General features: G+C 59.2%; 26 protein-coding genes and 1 pseudogene. 10 read left to right on the top strand and 17 right to left on the bottom strand.

Annotation, left to right across the window (positions count from 1 at the left end; all coding sequences use genetic code 11):
• Positions 1–51 precede the first annotated feature (51 nt).
• From alc to puuE, 3 genes are all read right to left on the bottom strand, one after another.
• The gene (alc, locus tag KGB27_RS24970; protein ID WP_008031459.1) at positions 52–1047 is read right to left on the bottom strand and encodes an allantoicase; all 996 of its coding nucleotides are present in this window, start codon (positions 1045–1047) and stop codon (positions 52–54) included.
• An 88-nt stretch (positions 1048–1135) separates the two neighbouring features.
• Positions 1136–1651 (bottom strand): 2-oxo-4-hydroxy-4-carboxy-5-ureidoimidazoline decarboxylase, encoded by a 516-nt coding sequence (gene uraD / locus KGB27_RS24965; RefSeq protein WP_008042802.1) that lies wholly within the window; start codon positions 1649–1651, stop codon positions 1136–1138.
• Positions 1648–2574, bottom strand: coding sequence for an allantoinase PuuE (gene puuE, locus KGB27_RS24960; RefSeq protein WP_059404690.1), 927 nt, complete (start codon positions 2572–2574; stop codon positions 1648–1650). The genes uraD and puuE overlap by 4 nt, the downstream gene beginning before the upstream one ends.
• Positions 2575–2993: 419 nt before the next feature.
• Between puuE and uraH the strand changes: the two genes are divergently transcribed.
• The gene (gene uraH, locus KGB27_RS24955; RefSeq protein WP_008031462.1) at positions 2994–3347 is read left to right on the top strand and encodes a hydroxyisourate hydrolase; all 354 of its coding nucleotides are present in this window, start codon (positions 2994–2996) and stop codon (positions 3345–3347) included.
• Between the two features lie 213 nt (positions 3348–3560).
• On the opposite strand, the gene KGB27_RS24950 is transcribed toward uraH, so the two are convergent.
• The 3 genes from KGB27_RS24950 to KGB27_RS24940 form a co-directional block, all read right to left on the bottom strand.
• Positions 3561–4187, bottom strand: a complete 627-nt coding sequence (locus KGB27_RS24950; RefSeq protein WP_008031463.1) for a LysE family translocator — start codon at positions 4185–4187, stop codon at positions 3561–3563.
• Between the two features lie 68 nt (positions 4188–4255).
• Positions 4256–5605 (bottom strand): NCS2 family permease, encoded by a 1350-nt coding sequence (locus KGB27_RS24945; RefSeq protein ID WP_008031464.1) that lies wholly within the window; start codon positions 5603–5605, stop codon positions 4256–4258.
• Between the two features lie 308 nt (positions 5606–5913).
• Positions 5914–6357: a MarR family winged helix-turn-helix transcriptional regulator gene (locus tag KGB27_RS24940; RefSeq protein ID WP_223556702.1), complete on the bottom strand. Its 444-nt coding sequence runs from the start codon at positions 6355–6357 to the stop codon at positions 5914–5916.
• Positions 6358–6440: 83 nt separating this feature from the next.
• Here KGB27_RS24940 and KGB27_RS24935 point away from each other — a divergent pair, with 83 nt between their 5' ends.
• Positions 6441–7607: a PLP-dependent aminotransferase family protein gene (locus KGB27_RS24935; RefSeq protein WP_223556700.1), complete on the top strand. Its 1167-nt coding sequence runs from the start codon at positions 6441–6443 to the stop codon at positions 7605–7607.
• 161 nt (positions 7608–7768) lie between these two features.
• Here KGB27_RS24935 and KGB27_RS24930 read toward each other — a convergent pair whose 3' ends face one another.
• The 8 genes and pseudogenes from KGB27_RS24930 to KGB27_RS24895 form a co-directional block, all read right to left on the bottom strand.
• The gene (locus KGB27_RS24930) at positions 7769–8140 is read right to left on the bottom strand and encodes a glutathione S-transferase N-terminal domain-containing protein (RefSeq protein ID WP_008031468.1); all 372 of its coding nucleotides are present in this window, start codon (positions 8138–8140) and stop codon (positions 7769–7771) included.
• Between the two features lie 101 nt (positions 8141–8241).
• A complete protein-coding gene (gene folE / locus KGB27_RS24925; RefSeq protein WP_032832746.1) occupies positions 8242–8787 on the bottom strand; it encodes a GTP cyclohydrolase I FolE in 546 nt (181 codons plus the stop codon).
• Between the two features lie 22 nt (positions 8788–8809).
• A pseudogene (locus KGB27_RS31680) lies at positions 8810–9041 on the bottom strand (site-specific integrase); the annotation flags it as partial.
• A 140-nt stretch (positions 9042–9181) separates the two neighbouring features.
• Positions 9182–9856: a polysaccharide lyase family 7 protein gene (locus tag KGB27_RS24915; protein ID WP_008042798.1), complete on the bottom strand. Its 675-nt coding sequence runs from the start codon at positions 9854–9856 to the stop codon at positions 9182–9184.
• 314 nt (positions 9857–10170) lie between these two features.
• Complete coding sequence (locus tag KGB27_RS24910; RefSeq protein WP_223556698.1) at positions 10171–10884, bottom strand: XRE family transcriptional regulator; 714 nt, start codon at positions 10882–10884, stop codon at positions 10171–10173.
• 117 nt (positions 10885–11001) lie between these two features.
• Positions 11002–11559: a Smr/MutS family protein gene (locus KGB27_RS24905; protein ID WP_008031481.1), complete on the bottom strand. Its 558-nt coding sequence runs from the start codon at positions 11557–11559 to the stop codon at positions 11002–11004.
• Positions 11560–11645: 86 nt separating this feature from the next.
• Positions 11646–11966, bottom strand: coding sequence for a hypothetical protein (locus KGB27_RS24900; protein WP_008031483.1), 321 nt, complete (start codon positions 11964–11966; stop codon positions 11646–11648).
• Positions 11967–12097: 131 nt separating this feature from the next.
• Positions 12098–12688: a cysteine hydrolase family protein gene (locus tag KGB27_RS24895; protein WP_008031485.1), complete on the bottom strand. Its 591-nt coding sequence runs from the start codon at positions 12686–12688 to the stop codon at positions 12098–12100.
• 238 nt (positions 12689–12926) lie between these two features.
• On the opposite strand from KGB27_RS24895, the gene prmB reads away from it, so the two are divergent.
• Positions 12927–13835 carry a 50S ribosomal protein L3 N(5)-glutamine methyltransferase gene (prmB, locus tag KGB27_RS24890; RefSeq protein ID WP_192227315.1) on the top strand — a complete coding sequence of 303 codons (909 nt, stop codon included), beginning with the start codon at positions 12927–12929 and terminating at the stop codon, positions 13833–13835.
• A 93-nt stretch (positions 13836–13928) separates the two neighbouring features.
• Here the strand turns inward: prmB and KGB27_RS24885 are convergent, their stop codons facing one another.
• Both KGB27_RS24885 and KGB27_RS24880 read right to left on the bottom strand, forming a co-directional pair.
• Positions 13929–14720 carry a hypothetical protein gene (locus KGB27_RS24885; RefSeq protein ID WP_223556696.1) on the bottom strand — a complete coding sequence of 264 codons (792 nt, stop codon included), beginning with the start codon at positions 14718–14720 and terminating at the stop codon, positions 13929–13931.
• Between the two features lie 110 nt (positions 14721–14830).
• Positions 14831–15829: an alpha/beta hydrolase gene (locus KGB27_RS24880; RefSeq protein WP_008042789.1), complete on the bottom strand. Its 999-nt coding sequence runs from the start codon at positions 15827–15829 to the stop codon at positions 14831–14833.
• A gap of 83 nt (positions 15830–15912) precedes the next feature.
• On the opposite strand from KGB27_RS24880, the gene aroC reads away from it, so the two are divergent.
• From aroC to mtnC, 5 genes are read left to right on the top strand one after another with little or no spacing between them, the layout of a single operon-like run.
• Positions 15913–17004 (top strand): chorismate synthase, encoded by a 1092-nt coding sequence (aroC, locus tag KGB27_RS24875; protein WP_008031492.1) that lies wholly within the window; start codon positions 15913–15915, stop codon positions 17002–17004.
• Positions 17005–17032: 28 nt separating this feature from the next.
• Positions 17033–18184, top strand: coding sequence for an MFS transporter (locus KGB27_RS24870; RefSeq protein WP_008042787.1), 1152 nt, complete (start codon positions 17033–17035; stop codon positions 18182–18184).
• Positions 18181–18801: a methylthioribulose 1-phosphate dehydratase gene (locus tag KGB27_RS24865; protein WP_223556694.1), complete on the top strand. Its 621-nt coding sequence runs from the start codon at positions 18181–18183 to the stop codon at positions 18799–18801. Before KGB27_RS24870 ends, KGB27_RS24865 begins: the two co-directional genes overlap by 4 nt.
• 12 nt (positions 18802–18813) lie before the next feature.
• On the top strand, positions 18814–19359 hold the full coding sequence (locus KGB27_RS24860; RefSeq protein ID WP_192419068.1) for a 1,2-dihydroxy-3-keto-5-methylthiopentene dioxygenase: 546 nt from the start codon (positions 18814–18816) through the stop codon (positions 19357–19359).
• Between the two features lie 4 nt (positions 19360–19363).
• The gene (mtnC, locus tag KGB27_RS24855) at positions 19364–20050 is read left to right on the top strand and encodes an acireductone synthase (protein WP_223556692.1); all 687 of its coding nucleotides are present in this window, start codon (positions 19364–19366) and stop codon (positions 20048–20050) included.
• A gap of 6 nt (positions 20051–20056) precedes the next feature.
• Here mtnC and KGB27_RS24850 read toward each other — a convergent pair whose 3' ends face one another.
• Positions 20057–20335 carry a DUF3509 domain-containing protein gene (locus KGB27_RS24850; RefSeq protein ID WP_008031503.1) on the bottom strand — a complete coding sequence of 93 codons (279 nt, stop codon included), beginning with the start codon at positions 20333–20335 and terminating at the stop codon, positions 20057–20059.
• Between the two features lie 331 nt (positions 20336–20666).
• On the opposite strand from KGB27_RS24850, the gene KGB27_RS24845 reads away from it, so the two are divergent.
• Both KGB27_RS24845 and KGB27_RS24840 read left to right on the top strand, forming a co-directional pair.
• Entirely contained in the window at positions 20667–22505 is a 1839-nt protein-coding gene (locus KGB27_RS24845; protein WP_223556690.1) for a long-chain-acyl-CoA synthetase, read from the top strand.
• Between the two features lie 96 nt (positions 22506–22601).
• Positions 22602–23120, top strand: a complete 519-nt coding sequence (locus tag KGB27_RS24840) for an ankyrin repeat domain-containing protein (protein WP_223556689.1) — start codon at positions 22602–22604, stop codon at positions 23118–23120.
• Positions 23121–23872 lie beyond the last annotated feature (752 nt).

The raw sequence follows: 23872 nt of genomic DNA, 5'->3' as shown, positions 1-23872 counted from the left end.
GTGAGGGCCCCATCGCCGGCAAGCCGGCTCCTACAGGTTTTCATCAGCCGCTTATTTAGCGACCTTGCCCAGGACACGCAGGCGGCTCACACCGCCATCCGGGAACACGTTCAGGCGGATGTGGGTGATCGGGCCCAGTGCCTTGATCTGCTCGGCGAAGGTGTGTTCGGCGTGCATTTCCAGTTTCTGCGCCGGCAACAGTTCGCGCCAGAACAGCGATTGGGTTTCGATCTGGCTGTCGGTGCCGCCCTTCACAAAGGCGCCCTGGATCGAGCAGGTGTCCGGGTAGTTGCCCTTGAAGTGCAGGGTGTCGACGACGACTTTTTCGATCTCGCCGGCATGGCCCAGTGCGACGATGACCCAGTCATTGCCCGGCGTGCGACGACGTGCGGTTTCCCAGCCGTCGCCCATGTTGATGCCACGGCCCGGGTTGAGGATGTTGCTCATGCGGCCGAAGTGTTCGTCGGAGCAGGCGAGGGCGCGGCCACCGTTCAGGGCGGCGGCCAGGTCCACTTGTTCGTTGTCGCCGACAGCGGACCAGTCGCGGAACGGAATGCCGTAGACACGCAGACGGGCCACGCCGCCATCCGGGTAGATGTTGAAGCGCAGGTGGCTGAAGGCCTGGTCGTTGCTGATTTCGTGGTAGTGATGGCTGTTGCCTTGCAGCTCGACGGCCGACAGCACTTCAGTCCACTGGGTGTTGTCGTCCGGTTCGCCAGACGCGAGGAAGCAGGCTTCCAGCGAAGCCGACGGCGGGAAGTTGCCGGTGAAGAATGAAGTGTCGATGTCTACGCCTTTGATCGAACCCGGCACGCCCAGGCGGATTACCGCGCTGTCGTAGCCTTCGAAGCGTTTGCGACGCGATTCCCAGCCGTCCATCCACTTGCCGTTGTCATCGAACACGCCCTCCTTCCACACGGCCGGGGTCGGTTGGAACAGACGGTTGGCGTCTGCGAACCAGTCATCGGTGACCGAAATGATTTTGGTGCCCAGGCGGGCGTCGGCCAGGTTGACGAACTTCTCGAAAGGTACGGCGTAAGCTTTCATTCTTCTTGTCTGCCTTTAATAAGTTGGCTTGGGATGCTTGCAGTGCCCTGGGCGATGTTTGCGTCCAATGTCGCTCGGGCAAGGCTCGCTATAGGGTCAGTAATCGGAACAGGGCGATCTTGTTGATCTCCGCCAGCGCGCACTTGAACTCGGTTTCTGCCGGGTTGTGAATGCGCGTTTCGAACGCCGCGAGGATCTGATGCCGGTTGCTGCCTTTTACCGCCATGATGAAGGGAAACTTGAACTTGGCTTTGTAGGCGTCGTTCAGCTCGGTGAAGCGAGAAAACTCTTCGGCCGTGCATTGGTGAATACCGGCGCCAGCCTGTTCATTGGTGCTGGCTTCGGTCAACTGGCCCTGGACGGCGGCTTTGCCGGCCAGGTCCGGGTGAGCGTTGATCAGGGCCAACTGGCTTTCGTGATCAGCGCTCAACAGGATGTCGCTCATGCGCTGGTGCAGGGTTTCGATCTCGTCGATCGAAGCGTCCTGGCCCAGGTCGAAGGCCTTCTCGGCCACCCATGGCGAATGTTCGTAGATGTCGGCGAAAGCGGTGACGAACGCGTCGCGGCTCAGGGTCGAGGGTTTCAGGGTTTGAAAGGTGCTCATTTGGCAGCCCCTTGATACGGGTGGGTTTCGTGCCAGTGGCGAGCGATGTCGACGCGGCGGCTGAACCACACCTGTTCATGACTTTTAGCGTATTCGATAAAGCGCTTGAGCGAGGCGAGACGCGCCGGACGGCCGATCAGCCGGCAGTGCAGACCGATCGAGAGCATTTTTGGCGCTTCGGCACCTTCGGCGTACAGCACATCGAAAGCGTCTTTCAGGTATTCAAAAAAATCGTCGCCCTTGTTGAAGCCCTGGACCTGTGTGAAGCGCATGTCGTTGGTGTCCAGGGTGTACGGGATCACCAGGTGCGGCTTGCCGGTCGGGTTGTTCGGTTCCCAGTAGGGCAGGTCGTCGTCGTAGGTGTCGCAGTCGTAGAGAAAGCCGCCTTCTTCCATCACTAGCCGACGGGTGTTCGGGCCGGTGCGGCCGGTGTACCAGCCCAGTGGGCGTTCGCCGGTGATTTCGGTGAGGACGCGGATCGCTTCGAGCATGTGCTCACGTTCCTGTGCTTCGTCCATGTACTGGTAGTCGATCCAGCGATAGCCGTGGCTGCAGATCTCGTGACCGGCATCGACCATCGCGCGGATCACGTCCGGGTGGCGCTGGGCGGCCATGGCCACGGCGAAGATGGTCAGCGGAATGTCGAATTCCTTGAACAGTTTCAGAATCCGCCAGACGCCGGCGCGGCTGCCATACTCGTAAAGGGATTCCATGCTCATGTTGCGCGCGCCTTGCAGCGGCTGCGCCGAGACCATTTCCGAAAGGAAGGCTTCGGACTCTTTATCGCCGTGCAGGATGTTGCGCTCGCCGCCTTCTTCGTAATTGAGCACGAAAGACAGGGCGATGCGCGCATTGCCCGGCCAGTGTGGGTGAGGAGGGTTACTGCCGTAACCGATCAGGTCGCGTGGGTAGTCAGCGCTCACTGCAGTCTTCCTTCTTATTCGTTGACAGGTTGTGTGGCGGCCTGGCGATGGGATGACAGGCTGGCGTCACAGCGATGGGCTGATTGTATACAACTTTATATCCACTTTGTAAGCCTGAATTTTCGCATTTTTCATCTGCTGCCATCTTGGAGTGATACTGCAAGAAACCTGCCCAGTTGGTCAGCTAATGGATAGAAGGTCCGCTGCTCGCATGGTTTGGCGTCAGATTGACTGCGAATCCTTGAATGGCGGTACTGGCTGCAAAAATGTCGTTTTTATTGTGTACAATTTTTATGAAAAGTGTCTTAATCAGTCGCTCGCCGCAGCTTTTCGTGCTCCGAATCGGTGCGGTCTCCTTTTCAACTGACTTCGGGAGGCGCGAGGTCTGACTGCTCCAAGCAGACAGGCGCGCAGAATCAATGGGACGTTTGACTACACACGTTTTGGACGCTGCACACGGTTGCCCGGGCAGCTCGATCAAGGTCGAGTTGTACCGCGTTGAAGGCTCGCAGCTGGAATTGGTCGCCAGCGCAATCACCAACAGCGACGGCCGTGTCGATGCCCCGCTGCTGCAGGGCGATGACTACCGCACCGGGGTCTATCAGGTGCAGTTTCATGCGGGCGATTACTACCGCGCCCGTGGCGTTCAGCTGCCGGAGCCTGCGTTCCTGGATGTGGTGGTGCTGCGGTTCGGCATCTCCGCGGAACAGGATCACTACCATGTGCCGCTGCTGATTTCGCCTTATAGCTATTCCACGTACCGCGGCAGCTGATCCCCCAAGCAGCTGTCGCCTCCGAGAAGCGACTGCGCATATAGCTTCTTTGGTCTTTCGCCCGCTCACACTGCGGGCTTTTTTTCGTCCCGAGGAATGTGGTGAATGTGCCGACGCCTTCGCGGGCAAGCCTCGCTCCTACAGGTTTTGTGTCGTTCCCGATAAATGTGATCGACATAAAACTCGTAGGAGCGAGGCTTGCCCGCGAAGCTCTTAACGGCTCAACAGCGACGCTGCGCCGGCGCCGCTAAACAGTCCGGCACTCACGCGGTTAAACCAGCTCTGCCCCTTGCCACTGCGCAGATACCGCGCCGCACCATGGGCACCTAACCCGTAAGCCAATTTGCACAGCAGATCCAACACCGTCCACGTAGCAATCATCACCAGCAACTGCGGCAGGAACGGTTGCCCGGCGCTCAAGAACTGCGGCAGGAACGCTGCGAAGAACAGGATGTCTTTCGGATTGCTCGCACCCAGCACAAATGCGCGCCCGAACAGGGCACGGAAACGTGGCACTGGCGCAGCCTGGGGCACTTCAGCGCCGACCGATGGCTGGCGCGATTGCTGCCAGCTCTGCCAGGCGAGGTAGAACAGGTACAGCGCACCGACGATTTTCAATGCGCTGAACAGCTGTTCCGAAGCCAGCAACAACGCCCCCAATCCCAACGCGGAAGCGCTGAGCAAGCAGATCGACGCAATCACGCCACCCAGAAATGCCGGGTAAGAACGACGCAAACCGTAATTCAGACTGTTGCTGATCATCAGCAACGACAGTGGCCCCGGGATCAGGATCACCACCAGCGCAGCGCCGCTGAACAGCAGCCAGGTTTCCAGACTCATCACTTTCCTCCATTTGCACAAAAGCCTCACCCGACGGGGTGAGGCTGTTTTCAAGCGAGTACCTGTGTTTACAAGAAGATGAACTTGGCGATGAAGATCGCGCAGAGCACCCACAGGCTCACGGAAATTTCCTTGTATTTACCGGTGCCGGCTTTCAACGCCACATAGGTGATGAAGCCCAGCGCAATACCGTCGGCGACCGAGAAGGTCAGCGGCATCATGATCGCGGTGACGATCGCCGGAATGCTGTCGGTCGCTTCGTCCCATTCGATGTGCGCCATGCCGCCCATCATCAGCATCGCCACGTAAATCAGCGCGCCGGCTGTTGCATAAGCGGGGATCATGCCAGCCAGCGGTGCGAAAAACATGGCTGCAATAAATAACACACCTACGGTCACAGCGGTAAGACCAGTCCGACCACCAGCGGCTACACCCGCGGCACTTTCCACATAACTTGTGACGGGAGGAACACCCACCACGGCGCCGAATACGCTGGAGGCGCTGTCGGCTTTCATTGCGCGGGAGAGGTTTTCGATGCGGCCGTCCGCGTTCACCAGGTTGGCGCGCTGGGCGACGCCCATCAAAGTGCCGGCGGTGTCGAACATGTGCACGAAGAGGAAGGCCAGCACCACGCTGATCATGCTGACGTTGAATACGCCGGCGACGTTCATGGCCATCCAGGTCGGTGCCAGGCTCGGCGGTGCCGACATGATCCCTTCGTAATGCACCAGGCCCAGACCCCAACCGGCCAGCGTTACGGTGATGATGCTGATGAGAATCGCACCGAACACCTTGTGGTAGCTGAGCACGGCGATCATCAGGAAGCAGATCGCGGCGAGCAGCGGGCCGGGTTCACGTAGCGAGCCGAGCTTGATCAGCGTCGCCGGGCTATCGACGACGATGCCGGCGGTTTTCAAGCCGATCAGGCCGAGGAACAGACCTACGCCGGCGCCCATCGCAAAGCGCAGGCTCACCGGAATGCTGTTGAGCAGCCATTCGCGGATCTTGGAGAAGGTCAGGATCATGAACAACACACCGGACACGAACACTGCACCGAGTGCGGTTTCCCAGTTGTAGCCCATGGTGCCGACCACGGTGTAGGTGAAGAAGGCGTTGAGGCCCATGCCCGGCGCGAGGCCGACTGGCCAGTTGGCGTACAGGCCCATCAACAGGCAACCCAGCGCAGCCGCGATGCACGTTGCAACGAAAGCCGCGCCGTGATCGATCCCGGCGTCGGCCATGATGTTGGGGTTGACGAAGATGATGTAAGCCATGGTGATGAAGGTTGTCAGACCGGCAATCAACTCGGTCTTCACCGTGGTGCCATGCAAGCTGAGTTTGAAGATACGTTCCAGCCAGCCATTGCGTAATGGCGGCGAGAGTTCCAGCGACGGGGCTTCGGATTTGCGGCTTTCCACAGCGAGTACTCCTCAAGAGTTTTATTGTTATTTCCAGGGCCGGACCCATGAGGGTGGCAGCGGCCCTTTGAGGCATTCGCGAATTTGTTGACCGCTTGGTCAGGAACTCGCACGCAGTGGATTATGCTTTTGTATACAAATAATGCAAATAATGTTTTTGATTTTGTAGACGAAAAGTTTGGCAATAGGGATATATCGCCCATGAAGACGCTTTCGCGGGCAAGTCGGATCGCCGCACCGCTCGCTCCTACAGGATATGCGCCGCTTTTGTAGGAGCGAGGCTTGCCCGCGAAGGCGGTTTCCAGGATTCAGTTTTTTTGTTGGTTCTCCCCCAACGCCAGATTCACCGCCAACCACCCATTCACCGCCGTCTCCCCAGCCTCGGCAAACACCCGCTCCAGCAGTTTCACCTGCTCACGCCGCAACGACTGCTCAAACCGCGCCCCTTCCACGGTCAGTTCCAGCAACCGCTTACGCTTGTCGGTCTCGGACGCAACGCTGTCTACCAGCTGCATTTCCACCAACTGGCGCAGTGGAATGTTCAGTGCCTGCTTGCTCACGCCGAGCAATGCCAGCAGCTCCTTGACGCTGAGATTCGGGTATCGGGCAATGAAAAACACGATGCGTTGATGCACCCGGCTCAAGCCGCGACGCTCGAGCATTTCGTCGGCCTTGGCGGTGAACGCCTGGTAGCCGAAGAAAAACGCTTCCATGGCCTGTTGCTGGGAGGCGGGATTTTTAAGGTCAAGCATGTTGACGTATCCGTTCGGGTTGTCGTAATTTCGGTCAACTAGTTTGACTCATTTTCCTCAGGCCTCGCTACCGGTGACCCCCCATGGCTTTTTCCGAACGTGTCTCGCGCCTTAAAAGTTCTTTGATTCGTGAAATTCTCGCCGCCGCCCAGCGCCCGCAAGTGATGTCGTTTGCCGGTGGCTTGCCGGCCGAAGTCATGCTGCCGACCGTCGAATGGGCCGACATGCCGCTGTCCATCGGCCAATACGGCATGAGCGAAGGCGAACCGGAATTGCGCGAGGCCTTGGCGGCCGAGGCGCGAGCGTTGGGCGTGCCCTGTGAGTCGAGTCAGGTATTGGTGGTCAGCGGCTCGCAGCAAACCCTCGATCTGGCGGCCAAGCTCTACATCGACAAAGGCACCGAGATCCTGCTCGAAGCGCCGACGTATTTGGCGGCGTTGCAGATCTTTCAACTGTTTGGCGCCGACTGCATCACCGTGCCGCTGGAGGCCGATGGCCCTAATCTGCTTGAACTGCGCACGCGTCTGGAAAAACACCAGCCTGCTTTCATCTACCTGATCCCGACTTTCCAGAACCCGTCGGCGGTGCGCTACAGCGAGGCCAAGCGCGATGCGGTCGCCGCGTTGCTGGATGAGTTCGGCGTCACCCTGATCGAAGACGAGCCGTATCGCGAGCTGACGTTTGATGGCGGCAGTGCCAGGCCAATCGTCAGTCGCTTGAAAAAGACCAGCTGGATCTACACCGGCACCGTGTCGAAAACCTTGTTGCCGGGGCTGCGGGTCGGCTACCTGATCGCCAGTCCGGACCTGTTTCCGCATTTGCTGAAACTCAAGCAATCCGCCGATCTGCACACCAACCGCGTCGGCCAGTGGCAAGCGCTGCAATGGATCGGCACCGAGAAATTCCAGCAGCACCTGAGTGAGCTGCGGGACTTTTACCGGGTGCGTCGGGATGCGTTTCAGTCGGCACTGGAAACGCATTTTTCTGATTTGGCAGAGTGGAACGTGCCGCAGGGCGGGCTGTTTTTCTGGTTGACGCTGAAACAACCGCTGGACACGCGCACGTTGCTCAAGCCTGCACTGGCGGCGGATGTGGCGTTCATGCCGGGTGAGCCGTTTTTTCCAGAGCCGGACAATCACCCGGGGCATTTACGGCTGAACTTCAGCCACATCGATCCGGCGAGGCTGGATGAAGGGTTGAAGCGATTGGCGGCGGTGGTGCGACAGGCGCAGGCAGCGGAAGCGGCCTGATCGCAGAGATAAAAAAACCGGCTCATGGGCCGGTTTTTTTTGTCTGAGATTTGTGGTGGTTGATCTGACGCCTTCGCGGGCAAGCCTCGCTCCTACAGAAGATGCATAACCTGTAGGAGCGAGGCTTGCCCGCGAAGAGGCCATCAGCCACACCGTAAACCTCACGCCGCCGCGAATCGCTTGTCCAGATAATCAATGATCACCTTGGACTCATACATCCAGGTGGTCTGGCCATTCTCTTCAATGCGCAGGCACGGCACTTTGATCTTGCCGCCTTGCTCCAGCAGAGCCTGACGATCCTGCTCGTTGTTCTTCGCATCACGCAACGCCACCGGCACGTTCAGGCGGCGCAGGGTGCGGCGGGTTTTCACGCAGAACGGGCAGGCGTGGAACTGATACAGCGTCAGGTCCTTGGCAGCCGCTTCAACCTGAGCCTGAGCGGCAGCAGGGCGCTGCTTTTTGCCGGGACGGGTAATGAAGTCGATGAAGATGATCAGTTGGCCGAGGCCGACACGAAGCGCTTTAACGAACACGGTACAAGCCTCACGGGGCGAAAGAAGTCGCGCAGCTTACCTGATTTTTCGCAGACGAAAAAAAACCGGCGATGAATGCCGGTTTTCTTCGTTGCTGCGAATTACTTGATCAGGCTGAGAAACTCGCTGCGGGTCGCAGCGTTTTCGCGGAACTCACCGAGCATCACCGAGGTGATCATCGTCGAATTCTGCTTCTCCACACCGCGCATCATCATGCACATGTGCTTGGCCTCGATCACCACCGCAACGCCCAGGGCGCCGGTGACTTGCTGGACCGCATCGGCGATCTGGCGGCTGAGGTTTTCCTGGATCTGCAGGCGGCGGGCGTACATATCGACGATCCGCGCGACTTTCGACAGGCCCAGCACTTTGCCGCTCGGAATATAGGCGACGTGCGCCTTGCCGATGAACGGCAGCAGGTGATGTTCGCACAACGAGTAGAGCTCGATGTCTTTCACCAGCACCATTTCGCTGTTGTCGGAGCTGAACAAGGCACCGTTGGTGACTTCTTCCAGTGTCTGTTCATAACCGCGGCAGAGGTACTGCATGGCTTTGGCGGCACGTTTTGGCGTGTCGAGCAGGCCCTCGCGGGAGACGTCCTCGCCCAATTGGCCGAGAATCGCGGTGTAATTCTGTTCCAGTGTCACAGGGGCTGATTCCATAAGGGTTTCAGAGGGGTACTGTTTCTGTCTGTACCAATGTTGTACCAATCGAGCTCGTTTCAAACGGCCCGTTCACTCTGGTCGATGCCGGAGTTGATTCGTCGGGCGTGGTCGATAGCAACATCTGAACGCTACGACCGAGCCGAGTGGCAATAAAACGCAGGGTTCATCCCCGACATGAGGCACATGGTAGCGTATGTGTGACGGCAGTTGTATTGCCAGCGGGCGCGAAGCCCAAAATCGGTCGTTGCCGCCTGTAAGTGTTTGTCGGTCGCGCAGGCCTGCCGGATTTTATCCGCATCCCGCTACAGCCTGTCGCCAGGCTGCAGCAGTGATGTTCCCCTGAAACCTGTTTTGCTCATCAGGCCGAGCAGGTCTATCAGGCGTGAGTGATCGACAGATCGCTGATGATGCAGACAGAACCGTCTAGCGGGTCGGTGGTGTCGGAGTAATCGATCTGGTTGTACACGCCGCCGTGAAAGGCAAGTGTTTTCGTGTCCCAAGTGTTGTCGAGGCGCATGATCGCGGAAGTGGATTTGACGCCGTTACAGCTGGCCGATACAGAAACGGCGCCGCTCGAGTTGGCGTGAATGTTGATTTTGAAAAGTGCACCGAGTGGTACGTTCTCCAACACCGTCGAGTTGACCGGATCGTCCTGGAGGTAGCTTGACCGGAACCCCATGGTGATTTTTCCTTTGTTCCAGAACACCTTCACCGGAGGTCGTTCTGAACCCTTCACATGAATTTGGCCAATCACGACTTTCTGCAGCGAGTTGACTTTGGTCAGTCGCATTTCCTGGCGGTTCCAGTGGTCCGCTGCGCTGGAGAACAGCCAGTAACCTGGCTCCTTCCACTCACAGCGAGTTCGTAGCGTGCTCTTGCTGGACGCTCCAAGCGTCGGCGCCGTCATCTGCAGCGAACCATCTTCAAGCATTGAGATGACGTCGGGGCATTCGAGCAGTGCGCGCCAGCCGATGAGCTCAAGCGCAATCGGGTTGGTGTCGGAGATTGGAAGCGGGGTAGCGATGGTGAAGTTGCTGATGTCTACAGTCATGGTTTTTACCTCAGTCCATTGATGTCGCTTTTTGCTCTGGTGAGCCTTGCGTTTGATGCAGGCCTACATCCCACTGCCCACTCAATGAATGGGCAGAAGTGATAGTTGGCAGCTTCCGATCGATTTCCCGTTGGCTTGAACACGAATATAGGCGTTCCCATATTTTGTGTAAACGGGTATTCCCATATTTTATTCTGTGCCTGTATTTCAGGTGCAAAAAAAAGCCCGCGCTTGGCGGGCTCCTCTTGGATGTGCGTCGATTTGCTGTATTGCACGTTATGGCACTGGACGTTCACGAATCACCGCAACTCGGTTCACCGCGAATACATTGCCCACCAAAAGACATGACCCAGGATCGCAATCTGCTGCTCCTGGACCTCGGCGAAGGTGTAGTCCTCGTCCGGATGCTCGTCACGGTTAAAGCTGCGTAGACGGATCCCGCTGGGCAGTCGGTAGACTTGTTTCACGCGGAGCTGGCCGTTGTGGTTGATCGCGTACATGTCGCCGTCGACGATGTCGCCCAGCGAATTCTTTCCAATGTTCATGCCGACGGTGGCGCCGTCGCGCAGTACCGGGAACATGCTGTTCCCGCTCACCCGCACGCACCTGGCGTTGTTGAACTGCACGTTATTGTGACGCAGGTCTTTCTTGAAGAAACGCAGCCTGGCGCTGTCGTTTTCTGCGATCACGAAACGACCTGAACCCGCCGCCAGCTCAACTTCACGCAGGAAAGGGACATAAACCTCATCGTCATCCAGGGGGGTGCTGTCGTCCCAAGGCTGGATATCTGACATTGAAATGCTTGGAGGGGGGGAGACCCCTTTAAGCATGTCACCGACACCTTCAGCCAGCCACATCGGTGAAACGCCACACACTGAGGCGATCTGGGCAACAAAGGCTGTCGCTTTCGATTTCCCGCGCTCGAGGTCGGAGATTGAGGTTTGAGTCAGCCCCGCGCGCTCGGCAAGCTCGGTCTGATTGAGCTTGGCGTGTTGGCGGGCTGTTTTGAGTCTTTCTTTAAATTCCATCTGCGAAGTATTACGGGAGCTCCCATATCATTGCAAGTCGGTATACCTGTACTGAGTGGTCAGCCAGTAGCCAGATCGGTGTGGCGGATACGACGCTGCAAGCGTGGCGCAACGACTTTACTCGTCGCGACCTTCCATCATGGTGCGTTTGAGCATCACATAAACCGCTCCGGCACCACCATGTTTCGCCTGGCACGAGGTGAAGCCAAGTACCTGTGAATGCTGGCGCAGCCAGGTGTTGACGTGGCTTTTGATCATCGGCCGCTTGCCGTCCAGGCGCACGGCTTTGCCGTGGGTGACGCGCACGCAGCGGATTTCGAATTTGGTCGCTTCCGCCAGGAACGCCCAGAGGGTTTCCCGGGCCTTTTCCACACTCATGCCGTGCAGGTCGAGGCTGCCTTCGAAGGGGATTTGCCCGATCTTGAGCTTGCGCATCTGGCTTTCCTGCACGCCGTCGCGCGCCCACATCAGCTCGTCTTCCGGGCCGACGTCGATCACGAACTGATCGGACAGACCGTCAACGGTGGTGGCATCGGTGCGCACGGTGGCGGCTTGACGCAGCTTGGCGATCTGCGCGCGGTCAGCCTTGGGTTTGCCGGTTTCGGCGCGATCGTGCTTGATCGGCTTGACGCCTTGGATCGCGCTTTTGAACAGGGAAAAATCGTTGTCTTGCATATCAGCCTCCGCGAAGGGCGGCCAGTTTACCCAAGTCGAGACACGACCGATAACAATTGGGGCCCGCTAAACGTCAGGCCGTCAATTCAGTCGTGTTTTTTCATCAGATGCGGGGACATGTTCAGCTCTTGCGACTGGCGCGCACGGCGACGGCAACGCCGCCACAGCCAAACGCCCAGGTAGAGCAGGAACAGACCGACCGCCAGAATGATTGCCGAGCCCAGCGGGCTGGCATTCAGCTCGCCGAGTGCCGGCGGGTGGCCCAGCAGGCTGGCGGCGCCGGCCATCGCCAGCAACACACCGCACGTTGCCAGCAAGGCAGCAAAGGCTGCGCCGAATCGAAAACGCCAGTTGCTTTGGCCTTTGGGCCGCAAGCGGCGTGCGTCAAAACCATCGGATAACTTCATTCCGACCTTCCTCAATGGGTATCGGCCCTTCGACCGGGAGTTGACCGGGATGTTCCTGAGGCTATGACATTTACAGCGAACGAGAGGCTTTTGCGGATGAGCGGCGGCATGAACCGCTCATCAAGCGTCGATCAGATCAGATCGTGGGTCAGGGCGAGGGTGGCGAAGTTGTCCGCCATGATCGCCATTTCGGTCTGTTGAACGTGGTCAGCGCTCAACACGCCACCCTTGTAGGGCAAATCGCGCGTTGCACAGGCGTCTTCAACGAGGGTGCAGCGAAAGCCCAGGTTTTTCGCGGCGCGCACGGTGGTGCTGACGCTGGAGTGACTCATGAAACCGCACACGATCAGGTCCAGGGAGCCGAGATTTTGCAGGCGGTCCAGCAGTTCGGTGCCGTGAAACGCACTCGGCAGCAACTTGCCGATGATGGTTTCGTCGCTCTGTGGTTCGAGGCCCGGGATGAATTCACCGCGCTCGCCTTGCGGATCGAACAGCCCGCCGACGGTGCCGAGGTGGCGCACATGCACGATAGGACGGCCGGCTGCGCGGGCAGCGCTCACCAGTTGCTTGATGTTCGCGACGGCAGCATCCATGCCGACCAGAGCCAGGGGGCCGCTGAGGTATTCTTTCTGGGCATCGATGATGACAAGGGTCGCATGGCTCAGATTGGCGGCGGCATAACCGCGACCGCTGAGTTGAAACATCGTTTTTGGAACGGACATTCTGGGGCTCCTTGGAGTGGGGCTTTTGCGACATTGTCCTCTGGCTGAGCGCTTCTGTGAATCGCTACCATCGTAGGCGCCGTCGTTACTGGCCTGCAGCCTTGTCAATATCCTCGTTTTGTTCAATAGCCAGCGATAAAAATGGATATGTCCTACATCTGAGCCGGTGTTTTTCCTGCGTCGTCGTAACGCGTTTTGGCTGTTAGAATCGCCAGTCGTTTTTTCTGGAGTTTACCCCGTGATCACTTCCCGACTTCGTACCCTGCGTGACCATATCCGTTGGGCCGTCAGCCGCTTCCATGGGGAGGATCTGTTTTTCGGCCATGGGACCGACAACGCCTGGGACGAAGCCCGTCAACTGGTGTTGGGTGCCTTGCACTTGCCGTGGGAAATTGCTGACAGCTACCTCGACTGCAATCTGGAAGACGATGAGCTGGTCAAGCTGCAGCGTTTGCTCAAGCGGCGCATCGAAGAACGCATTCCGACCGCTTATCTGTTGGGTGAGGCGTGGTTCTGCGGCATGTCGTTCATCGTCGATGAGCGTGTATTGATTCCGCGTTCGCCGATCGGTGAGCTGATTGAAAAGGGGTTCGCACCGTGGCTGGGCGCCGCGCCTGCGCGGATTCTTGACCTGTGCACCGGTTCCGGTTGCATCGGTATCGCCTGCGCCTATGAATTCCAGAACGCCGAAGTCGTGCTGGCGGATCTGTCGTTCGAAGCGCTGGAAGTGGCCAACCAGAATATCGAGCGCCATGGTGTCGATGAGCGGGTTTACACCGTGCAGGGCGATGGTTTCGATGGCTTGCCGGGTCAGCGTTTCGACCTGATCGTGTCGAACCCGCCTTACGTCGATGCGGAAGATTTCGCCGACATGCCGCAGGAATATCAGCATGAACCCGAGCTGGGCCTGGCCTGTGGCGATGATGGCTTGAACCTGGTACGACGGATGCTCGCCGAAGCGGCGGATCATCTGACCGAGAAGGGTTTGCTGATTGTCGAAGTGGGCAACAGCCAGGTTCACGTTGACGCGTTGTACCCGGAAGTCGACTTTGCCTGGCTCGATTTCGAGCGCGGCGGGCATGGCGTGTTCATGTTGACGGCGCAGCAGTGCCGGGAGCATCAGGCGTTGTTCGCTTCACGCGTCTGATGTGAGGACGCCTTCGCGGGCAAGCCTCGCTCCTACAGGATTAGCGCATGACCTGTAGGAGCGAGGCTTGCCCGCGAATGGCCGCACCTCCGATTAACGGTGCGTGGCAATCCAGATCAACAACCCCGCCTGAAACACCGCAAACGCCACCAGGCACGTAATGGTGAACCGCAGCCCCGCGTCTTCGCGTTTGTACTTGCTGACCTTTTCTTCGTGTTTCTTCAGCTTCACTTCCTGCTCGGCCAGGTTCTGCTCGGCCTGCTGCAGCATCTGCGCCGCTTCGAGAATTTCCACCTGCTGCAACTTCTCGGTGTTCCAGTCGGCCAACAGGTCGCCGACCTGCACCTCTTTGACGCTGCCCTTCAAATGCTGGGCGTCGGCATACACCACCTCAAAACCATGCGCCTTCAGAAAGCGGTCACGGCGCAGGCGCGTGTCTTCGTTCAACGCGTCCTTGTTGTTCAGGTCGGAGCCATCGACGGTGTAGCCGGGCCAGCGCTTTTTCGCCCAGGTAATGCCCTGGGCTGCCATGTAGCGACCGATGCCACGGTTCATCGGTTCGATCTGCAAACCGCTTTCCGGCCCGAAATGAACACGTTTTGTGGTGTGGTCGACCCACACGTCGAGGTGGTTCTGTTCCTTGCGCACGCGCTGGCCGGGCAGGGAAATGGTCATGCGCAACAGACTGTGTTTCTTGTCGTTGCGTTCGGCATAACCGAATTCGACAAAGCGCAGTGGCCGCCCGCCGGTGTTGCGGTCGGTCTGCAACGGTGCCAGGCGGAGCATCTTGTGGTGCTCGACGTGGACGTCCGCCCACGGCAGCTCGACCGCTGGCGGTGCGTCTTTTTCAGCGGTGGTGTCGGGTGAAGTCGGGGTATCAGTCATAACGGCGAGATCCTGTCCAAGCTCAGCTTGTCGCCAGTCATAACGCTGGCGACAAAGGCTTATCGGCCGTTTTTTTCAGGACTGGAGGGAAAAAGCGCTTAAAAAAGCGCTCAACTGGAGCGAAGTCCGTCAATAAACCCGAGGATCCGTGTGCCCAGTTCGGCTGCCAGCGGCAATTGCGGATCTTTGTAGGAGGCCAATTGCCGTTTGACGTCGTTGGGCACGATGCGCATGACGTGGTTCATGCCCTCGATCAACGCCAGTTCGGCGTCCGGTTTGGCGGCCTGCAGCAACCTGGCGTCGCCGACACCGACCTGGATGTCGTTGCTGCCCTGAATGATCAGCGCCGGCATTTTCAGTTTGGCGAATGCGGCGGCGGGGTCCTGGCGGAACAGTGAGATCAGGTACGGCTGCACGCTCGGGCGGAATATCACCTGAAGTTGCGGCGGTACGTTGTCATCGGTGCGGCCGGCCTTGAGGCTGTCGAGCAGTTCATTGCTGCGCAGCATCAGCGGAGGAGGCAAGCGATTGCTCAGTTGCTGACGCAGCACCTGATCGATCGGCCGTGCGCTGCCGGACAGGGAAATCACCCCGGCGGCATCGACGCTCGGCGCCGCGAGGCTGGCGATCAACGCGCCTTCGCTGTGGCCCAGCAGAATCAACTGGCCAAAGCGCGGATCGCTTTTGAGCTTGTGGCCCCAGGCCTCGGCGTCGGCCACATAGGCTTCCACCGTCAGATTGCGTTCATCCGGGGTCGCCGCGAGGCTCGCCGCCACGCCGCGTTTGTCGTAACGCACGCTGGCAATGTTGTGTTTGGCCAGTACCCAGGCGAGGCGCTTGAGGCTGTCGTTGCGTCCGCCGTCGGGGTTATTGCCGTCACGGTCTGTAGGACCGGAGCCGGAAATGATCAGGACAACCGGTACGGGTTTGTCGGATTTTGGCAGCAACAACGAGCCGAAAAGCTCCCCGGTGCCGGTATCCAGTGTGATCGGCCGTTGCAGGACGGTGGCCTGTACAAAGCCGGTAAACAAGGTAAGGCTCAAGGCTAAAACTCGCAGCATCATCACGCCATCATGAACAAGATGCCGGTTGGACTCGCAGGCACCCATAAGGTTCGAGGATGAACTAGTTGGGTAGCCTGCGTATACTGGCGCGCATTACGTATTCAGGTTCATTTCACGGAGCGTCCTGCATGTCCGGCAATACCTACGGCAAGCTGTTCACTGTCACCACCGCGGGCGAAAGCCATGGTCCGGCGTTGGTCGCCATTGTCGACGGCTGCCCGCCGGGGCTGGAAATTTCCCTGGAAGATTTGCAGCGCGACCTCGATCGCCGCAAACCCGGCACCAGCCGCCACACCACCCAACGCCAGGAAGCCGACGAAGTCGAAATCCTCTCCGGCATTTTCGAAGGCCGCACCACGGGCTGCTCTATCGGCCTGTTGATCCGCAACACCGACCAGAAGTCCAAGGACTACTCGGCGATCAAGGATCTGTTCCGCCCGGCCCACGCCGACTACACCTATCACCACAAATACGGCGAACGCGATTACCGTGGTGGCGGCCGCAGCTCGGCGCGGGAAACCGCGATGCGTGTGGCGGCTGGCGCGATTGCCAAGAAATACCTGGCCACCCAGGGCATCGTCATTCGCGGTTACATGAGCCAGCTCGGCCCGATCGAAATCCCGTTCAAGACCTGGGATTCGGTGGAAGAAAACGCGTTTTTCAGCCCTGATCCGGACAAGGTGCCAGAACTGGAAGCCTATATGGACCAGTTGCGCCGCGACCAGGATTCGGTTGGCGCGAAGATCACCGTCGTCGCTGAAGGCGTGATGCCAGGCCTCGGCGAGCCGATCTTCGACCGTCTCGACGCCGAACTGGCCCACGCGCTGATGAGCATCAACGCGGTCAAAGGCGTGGAAATCGGCGCCGGTTTCGCCAGTGTTTCCCAGCGTGGCACTGAGCATCGCGATGAAATGACCCCGGAAGGATTCCTCAGCAACAACGCTGGCGGCATCCTCGGCGGCATTTCCTCCGGCCAGCCAATCGTTGCGCATTTGGCGTTGAAACCGACGTCGAGCATCACCACGCCGGGCCGTTCCATCGACATTAATGGCAACCCGGTGGAGGTCATCACCAAGGGCCGTCACGACCCGTGCGTCGGCATCCGCGCCACGCCGATTGCCGAAGCGATGATGGCCATCGTGCTGATGGATCACCTGTTGCGTCACCGCGGGCAGAACGCCGATGTGCGCGTGAGCACGCCGGTGCTGGGTCAGCTTTAATGGCTGACCTCTCAGTCGCTGCGGTCTGATGACCGTGGCGGCGCTCCCGTACTGGCGGCTTTCCAGTTTCTATCTGTTCTATTTCGCCTTGCTCGGTTCGACAGCGCCGTTCCTGGCGCTGTACTTCGATCACCTGGGTTTTTCTGCCGCGCGCATCGGCGAGTTGGTGGCGATCCCGATGCTGATGCGTTGCGTCGCGCCGAACATCTGGGGCTGGCTCGGGGACTACACCGGCCAGCGCCTGGCCATCGTGCGCTTTGGCGCGGTCTGCACGCTGCTGACGTTTTCGCTGATTTTCGTCAGCAAAACCTACGCCTGGCTGGCGATGGTCATGGCGTTGCATGCGTTCTTCTGGCACGCGGTGTTGCCGCAGTTCGAAGTCATCACCCTGGCGCATCTGAAAGGGCAGACGTCCCGTTACAGCCAGATCCGCTTGTGGGGTTCCATCGGTTTCATCATCACCGTGGTCGCGCTCGGTCGCTTGTTCGAATGGCTCAGCCTCGACATCTACCCGGTGGCGTTGGTGTTGATCATGGCCGGGATCGTCGTCAGCAGCCTGTGGGTGCCGAACGCGCAACCGGTCCAGAGTGAAAAACTGGCGGCTGACGGGTTTCTCAAGCAGTTGCGCAGCCCCGGTGTGCTGGCGTTTTACGCGTGCGTGGCACTGATGCAGATGAGCCACGGCCCGTATTACACCTTTCTGACGTTGCACCTTGAGCGATTGGGTTACAGCCGTGGCTTGATCGGTCTGCTCTGGGCAGTGGGCGTGGTGGCCGAAGTGTTGATGTTTCTGGCCATGAGCAAGATCCTTGCGCGCTTCTCCGTGCGCCGGGTGCTGCTGGCGAGTTTTCTGCTGGCGGCGCTGCGCTGGTTGCTGCTGGGGTCGCTCGCTGAATTTTTATCGGTGCTGCTGTTTGCCCAGGTATTGCACGCGGCGACGTTCGGCAGCTTTCACGCCGCTGCCATCCAGTTCGTGCAACGTAGCTTCGGTGCGCGCCAGCAAGGGCAGGGCCAGGCGTTGTACGCGGCATTGGCCGGCACCGGCGGCGCACTGGGCGCGTTGTACTCCGGCTACAGCTGGAATGCCCTCGGGGCCTCGTTCACCTTTAGTATTGCCAGTCTGGCAGCCTTCGCGGCTGCCGTTATCATTGCCACACGTATGCAAGAGGACCGGCCATGAGCCTGACCCGTGAACACCTCGCCCAGGAAATCATCGACGCCGGGCGTTTTTTGTATGGCCGCGGCTGGTCGCCGGCCACCAGCAGCAACTATTCGACCCGGCTGTCGCCGAGCGAAGCCTTGCTGACCGTGTCCGGCAAGCACAAAGGCCAGTTGGGCATCGACGATGTGCTGGCCACTGATCTGTCGGGCAACAGTCTGGAACCGGGCAAGAAACCGTCCGCCGAAACCTTGTTGCACACCCAGCTCTATAGCTGGCGTGCGGAGATCGGCGCGGTGCTGCACACCCATTCGGTGAACGCCACGGTGCTGTCACGCCTGACGCCGGAAGATTTCATCGAGTTCGAAGACTACGAACTGCAAAAAGCCTTCAGCGGCATCTCGACCCACGAATCCCGGGTGCGCGTGCCGATTTTCGACAACGATCAGGACATTGCGCGCTTGGCCGCCAAGGTGCAGCCTTGGCTGGACGCCCATCCCGATTGCGTCGGCTATCTGATTCGCGGTCACGGCCTCTACACCTGGGGCGCCCGCATGAGTGATGCGTTGCGGCAGATCGAGGCCTTTGAATTTTTGTTCGAGTGCGAGTTGAAGACGCGTTCGATCCTAAACCGTTAAGGAGTTGCCCTGATGAGCAGCCTGTCCGTCTACCATGTCTCAAGCCCTGACATTCCGAACAAGGTGCTGACCCATTTCGAAGACATCGCCTCGACCCTGGCCGAGCAAGGTGTGCGCTTCGACCGCTGGCAAGCGGCGGCGAAAATCCAGCCCGGCGCCAGTCAGGAAGAAGTGATTGCCGCGTACCAGGAGCAAATCGACAAGCTGATGACCGAACGCGGTTACATCACCGTCGATGTGGTCAGCCTGAACAGCGATCATCCGCAAAAAGCCGAATTGCGCGCCAAGTTCCTCGACGAGCACCGCCATGGCGAAGACGAAGTACGATTTTTCGTCGCCGGCCGTGGCTTATTTACCCTTCATATCGACGATTATGTCTACGCCGTGCTCTGCGAGAAAAACGACCTGATCTCGGTGCCGGCCGGCACGCCGCACTGGTTCGACATGGGCGAGCATCCGCATTTCGTTGCGATCCGGCTGTTCAACAACCCGGAAGGCTGGGTGGCCAATTTCACCGGCGACGACATCGCCAGCCGCTTCCCGCGTCTTGAGGACTGAGTCGATGCCGATCAAAGCGATTCTCACCGACATCGAAGGCACCACCAGCGCGGTGAGTTTTGTGTTCGAGGTGCTGTTTCCCTACGCCGCCAAACACCTGCCGGACTTCGTTCGCCAGCACGCCGCGCGCGCCGATGTGGCGGAGCAACTGCACGCCGTGCGCCGGGATAGCCATGAGCCGGACGCCGATGTCGAACGCGTCATCGAGATACTCCTCGGCTGGATCGCCGAAGACCGCAAGGCCACGCCGCTCAAGGCGTTGCAAGGTATGGTCTGGGAGCAGGGCTATCAGGCCGGGCAGTTGAAAGGTCACGTGTACCCGGACGCCGTTGAAGCGCTCAAGCGCTGGCATCAGCAGGGTTTCAAACTGTTTGTTTATTCCTCGGGTTCGATTCAGGCGCAAAAACTGATCTTCGGCTGCTCCGAGGCGGGGGATTTGTCGCCGTTGTTCAGCGGCTATTTCGATACCACGTCGGGACCCAAGCGTGAAGCGCAGTCGCACCAGCGCATCACCCAGGCCATCGGCCTTGAAGCAGCGCAGATTCTGTTCCTGTCGGACATCGTCGAAGAGCTGGACGCGGCGCGCACGGCGGGTATGGCAACCTGCGGACTGGCACGTGAAGGCGGGGAATTGGCAGGGCATGTGACCGTGGACAGCTTCGCTCCTACAAGGGCTGGTTTGCGGCGTTGAAACGGTTTATGCCGAGTGATACGTCGGCAGCGCAAAGCGCTGTTGGCTTTGCAGCATGGAGATCTGCGGCAATTCGCTGGCCTGTTCGGCCAGGTCACGGCGGATCGCACTGATCACCCACGACAGCTGATCACCGGCATGCAACTGCTGGTAGGAAACCGAGCGCTTGAAGACTCTGCCTTCACTGCTGCGCAAGGTCAGCAGAATGCCACCGTCGGGACGTGGCTGGGTGGTGACTTCGAAGTTGGAGAACAGGGACGAAAATTTTTCCTGGATCAGGTTCATGTCTATCAGCTCCGTAAGCGCTTGAATTGCAAGCATGCAGAGGTAGTTGCAGTGATTGTGCCAGCACCTGATTTTTTAAAAATCGTTATAAATCAATAAGTTAATTTAAAGCCAATTTTTTGCTTTCGTGCAATCTGCATGAATGGCCATCGTGCATCCTGCATTTTGCGGGGTCGATGTCGGTTCGATGGAACCATTCACATCCTCCGGGTTCGCGTTTTTCGCGGATACAAAACATTTCAAAAACCGCGTGTACAGCTCAAGAACCGTTGACGTATTTTCGGGCTCAATCACCGTCGCCCGACAATAAAAAGATCGAACGGGAGCACCCATGAGCCGCACGACGAACGACACGATTACCTGGGGCATGATGCTCCGCAAGCTGCCGTCCATTGCCAAAGCCATCCCCCGGGTGGTGAAAGGCATGAAGGCCGCCAACGTCAAGGACCCGACCCAACCGTGTGGCCTGGGCTGGAGCTTCGAACAAGCGACATTGCGCAACCCCGCCGGCCCCGCCTTGCTGCAGGGCGCGGTGGTGCTCACGTACTCGCAAGTCAATCAATGGGCCAATCGCATCGCCCATCACCTGATTGCTCAAGGCATCGGCAAGGGCGACGTGGTCGCGGTGTTCATCGAAAACCGCCCGGAGCTGTTGGTGAACATATTGGCGGTGGCCAAGGTCGGGGCGATCAGTGCCTTGCTCAACACGTCTCAAACCCGCGATACCCTGGCCCACAGCCTGAACCTGGTGGCGCCGGCAGCGATCATTGTTGGTGAGGAACTGGTGCCGGCGTTTGCGGCAGTGCGCGAACGGGTCTCGATCGACGCGGCGCGCACCTGGTTCGTCGCCGACCAGGACACCTACCGCCAACCGGGCATTGCCCCCGACGGTTTCATCAACCTGATGACCGCGATTGCCGACAGCCCCAGCGACAACCCCGTCAGCAGCCAGCAGGTTTTTTTCGACGACCCGTGTTTCTACATCTACACCTCGGGCACCACCGGGCTGCCCAAGGCCGGGGTGTTCAAACACGGCCGCTGGATGCGCAGCTCGGCCAGTTTCGGCTTGATCGCACTGGACATGCGCCCCGAGGACATCGTCTATTGCACCTTGCCGCTGTATCACGCCACCGGGCTGTGCGTGTGCTGGGGCTCTGCCATCAGCGGCGCCTCGGGGTTTGCCATCCGCCGCAAGTTCAGCGCCAGCCAGTTCTGGAGCGACGTGCGCAATTACCGCGCGACCACCCTCGGTTACGTCGGCGAATTGTGCCGCTACCTCGTGGATCAACCGCCCAGCGCCGAGGACAACCAGCACGGCGTGACGAAAATGATCGGCAACGGCCTGCGCCCCGGCGCATGGCACGAATTCAAGACACGCTTTGGCGTGAACCACATCTGCGAGTTGTACGCGGCCAGCGACGGCAATATCGGTTTCACCAACATCCTCAACTTCGACAACACCGTCGGGTTTTCCCTGATGTCCTGGGAGCTTGCGGCCTACGACCATGACAGCGGTGCGCCGACGCGTGACGCCAACGGCTTCATGCGCAAGGTGGCCAAGGGTGAGCAGGGGCTGTTGCTGGCGAAGATCGACGACAAGGCGCCGCTGGATGGCTACACCGATCCGCAGAAGACTGAAAAAGTCGTGCTGCACGACGTGTTCGAGAAGGGTGACCGTTACTTCAACACCGGTGACCTGCTGCGCAACATCGGTTTTGGTCACGCGCAGTTCGTCGACCGCCTGGGGGACACTTATCGCTGGAAGGGTGAAAACGTCTCGACCACCGAGGTCGAAAACATCCTGCTGCAACACCCGAACATTTCCGAAGCCGTGGCTTATGGCGTGGAGGTCCGCAACACCAACGGGCGCGCCGGGATGGCGGCGATCACACCCGCCGAGTCCCTGGCGACCCTGGATTTCAGCGAGCTGCTGGCCTTCGCCCGTGAGCAAATGCCAGCGTATGCGGTGCCGCTGTTCCTGCGGGTGAAAGTGAAGATGGAGACCACCGGCACCTTCAAATACCAGAAGACCCGGCTCAAGGACGAAGCCTTCGACCCTGGCAAAACCGGCGACGACCCGATCTATGCCTGGTTGCCGGGGACCGACACTTACGTGCAGGTCGACGAACAATTGCTGGCGGATATTCACGGCGGCAAGTACCGCTATTGATTGTGGCTATGGCGTGCCTTGAGAAAAAACAAGTGACAGTGTCGGGGGCGCTCGGGAAACTGTCGGCTTTGCGAATAACTGTAAGTGGAGTTTCCAATGTCCGATCAAAGCCGCCAGATGACCCCCGAAGAAGCCGCCGAATTTGCCGAACAGGTTTTCAACAAGGCGCGCGAGGGTGATGCGGCGATGATGGCTGCGCTGCTGACCAAAGGCCTGCCGCCGAACCTGCGCAACCACAAGGGTGACACGTTGCTGATGCTGGCCGCTTACCACGGCCATGTGGACACGGTGAAAGTGCTGCTTGAGCACAAGGCTGATCCGGAAATCCGCAACGACAATGGCCAAAGCCCGATTGCTGGCGCGGCGTTCAAAGGGGACCTGGCGGTGGTCAAGGCGTTGGTCGAGGGCGGTGCGCTGGTGGAAGGTGCTTCGTTTGACGGTCGCACGGCGTTGATGATGGCGGCGATGTTCAACCGCGTGGAAATCGTTGATTACCTGATTAGCAAAGGGGCCGATCCGAAGGCCAAGGATGCCAATGGGGTTTCGGCGTTGGATGCTGCGAAAACGCTGGGTGCGGTGGATACCGTTGTGCAATTGGAGAAACTGCTGGGCTGATTGAGCGGAAGGCCCCGGAACCCCTGTAGGAGCCGGCTTGCTGGCGATGGCGGCCTGATAGTCGATCATTTTTTTTGTCGGAGTACATATCCATTTCTGCGGTAGCGGCGGCTATTGGTTCCGCTCTTACAGCGGGTCACTTGGAAAAGCGCCAAGTAACCAAGCGCTTTTGCCCCTTTCGTTCGGTGCCTCGCCTAGGCTCGGCATACCCTCGCTCCGGTCCTGCTCCGTGGGCCCGCCGCGATCGGCCATCCCTGGCCGTGCGCGGCTAACCCGGCATCCATGCCGGGTTGCCCACTGCGCAGAACCTGCGCTCGGCCTCTCGAGGGGGCGACTACCGCCACAGCCGCCGAGGCGGCCTGAAAGCCGACCTGGCTCTTCGGTCGTGCACGTGCTCTCGCATTGTGGTGGCCGCACTAATTTCGGACATTTACGCATTCCCCTGTAGGAGCCGGCTTGCTGGCGATGGCATCCGTCCAATCAATAAACAGGTGACTGACCCACCGCTATCGCCAGCAAGCCGGCTCCTACAGTTGATCGTATTCATCCAAACGCATCTGCATTGCCCTTGTAGGAGCCAGCTTGCTGGCGATGGCTTCCGTCCAGTCGAAAAGGAGGGTGACTAACCCACTGCTATCGCCGGCAAGCCGGCTCCTACAGTTGATCGTATTCATCCAGACGCATCTGCATTTCCCTTGTAGGAGCCAGCTTGCTGGCGATGGCGTCCGTCCAGTCGAAAAACAGGGTGACTG

The organism is Pseudomonas sp. BF-R-01, assembly GCF_019946615.1.
GTDB lineage: Bacteria > Pseudomonadota > Gammaproteobacteria > Pseudomonadales > Pseudomonadaceae > Aquipseudomonas > Aquipseudomonas migulae.
The sequence above is the reverse complement of the archived record's forward strand: the minus strand, read 5'-3'. Positions and strand labels throughout refer to the sequence as shown.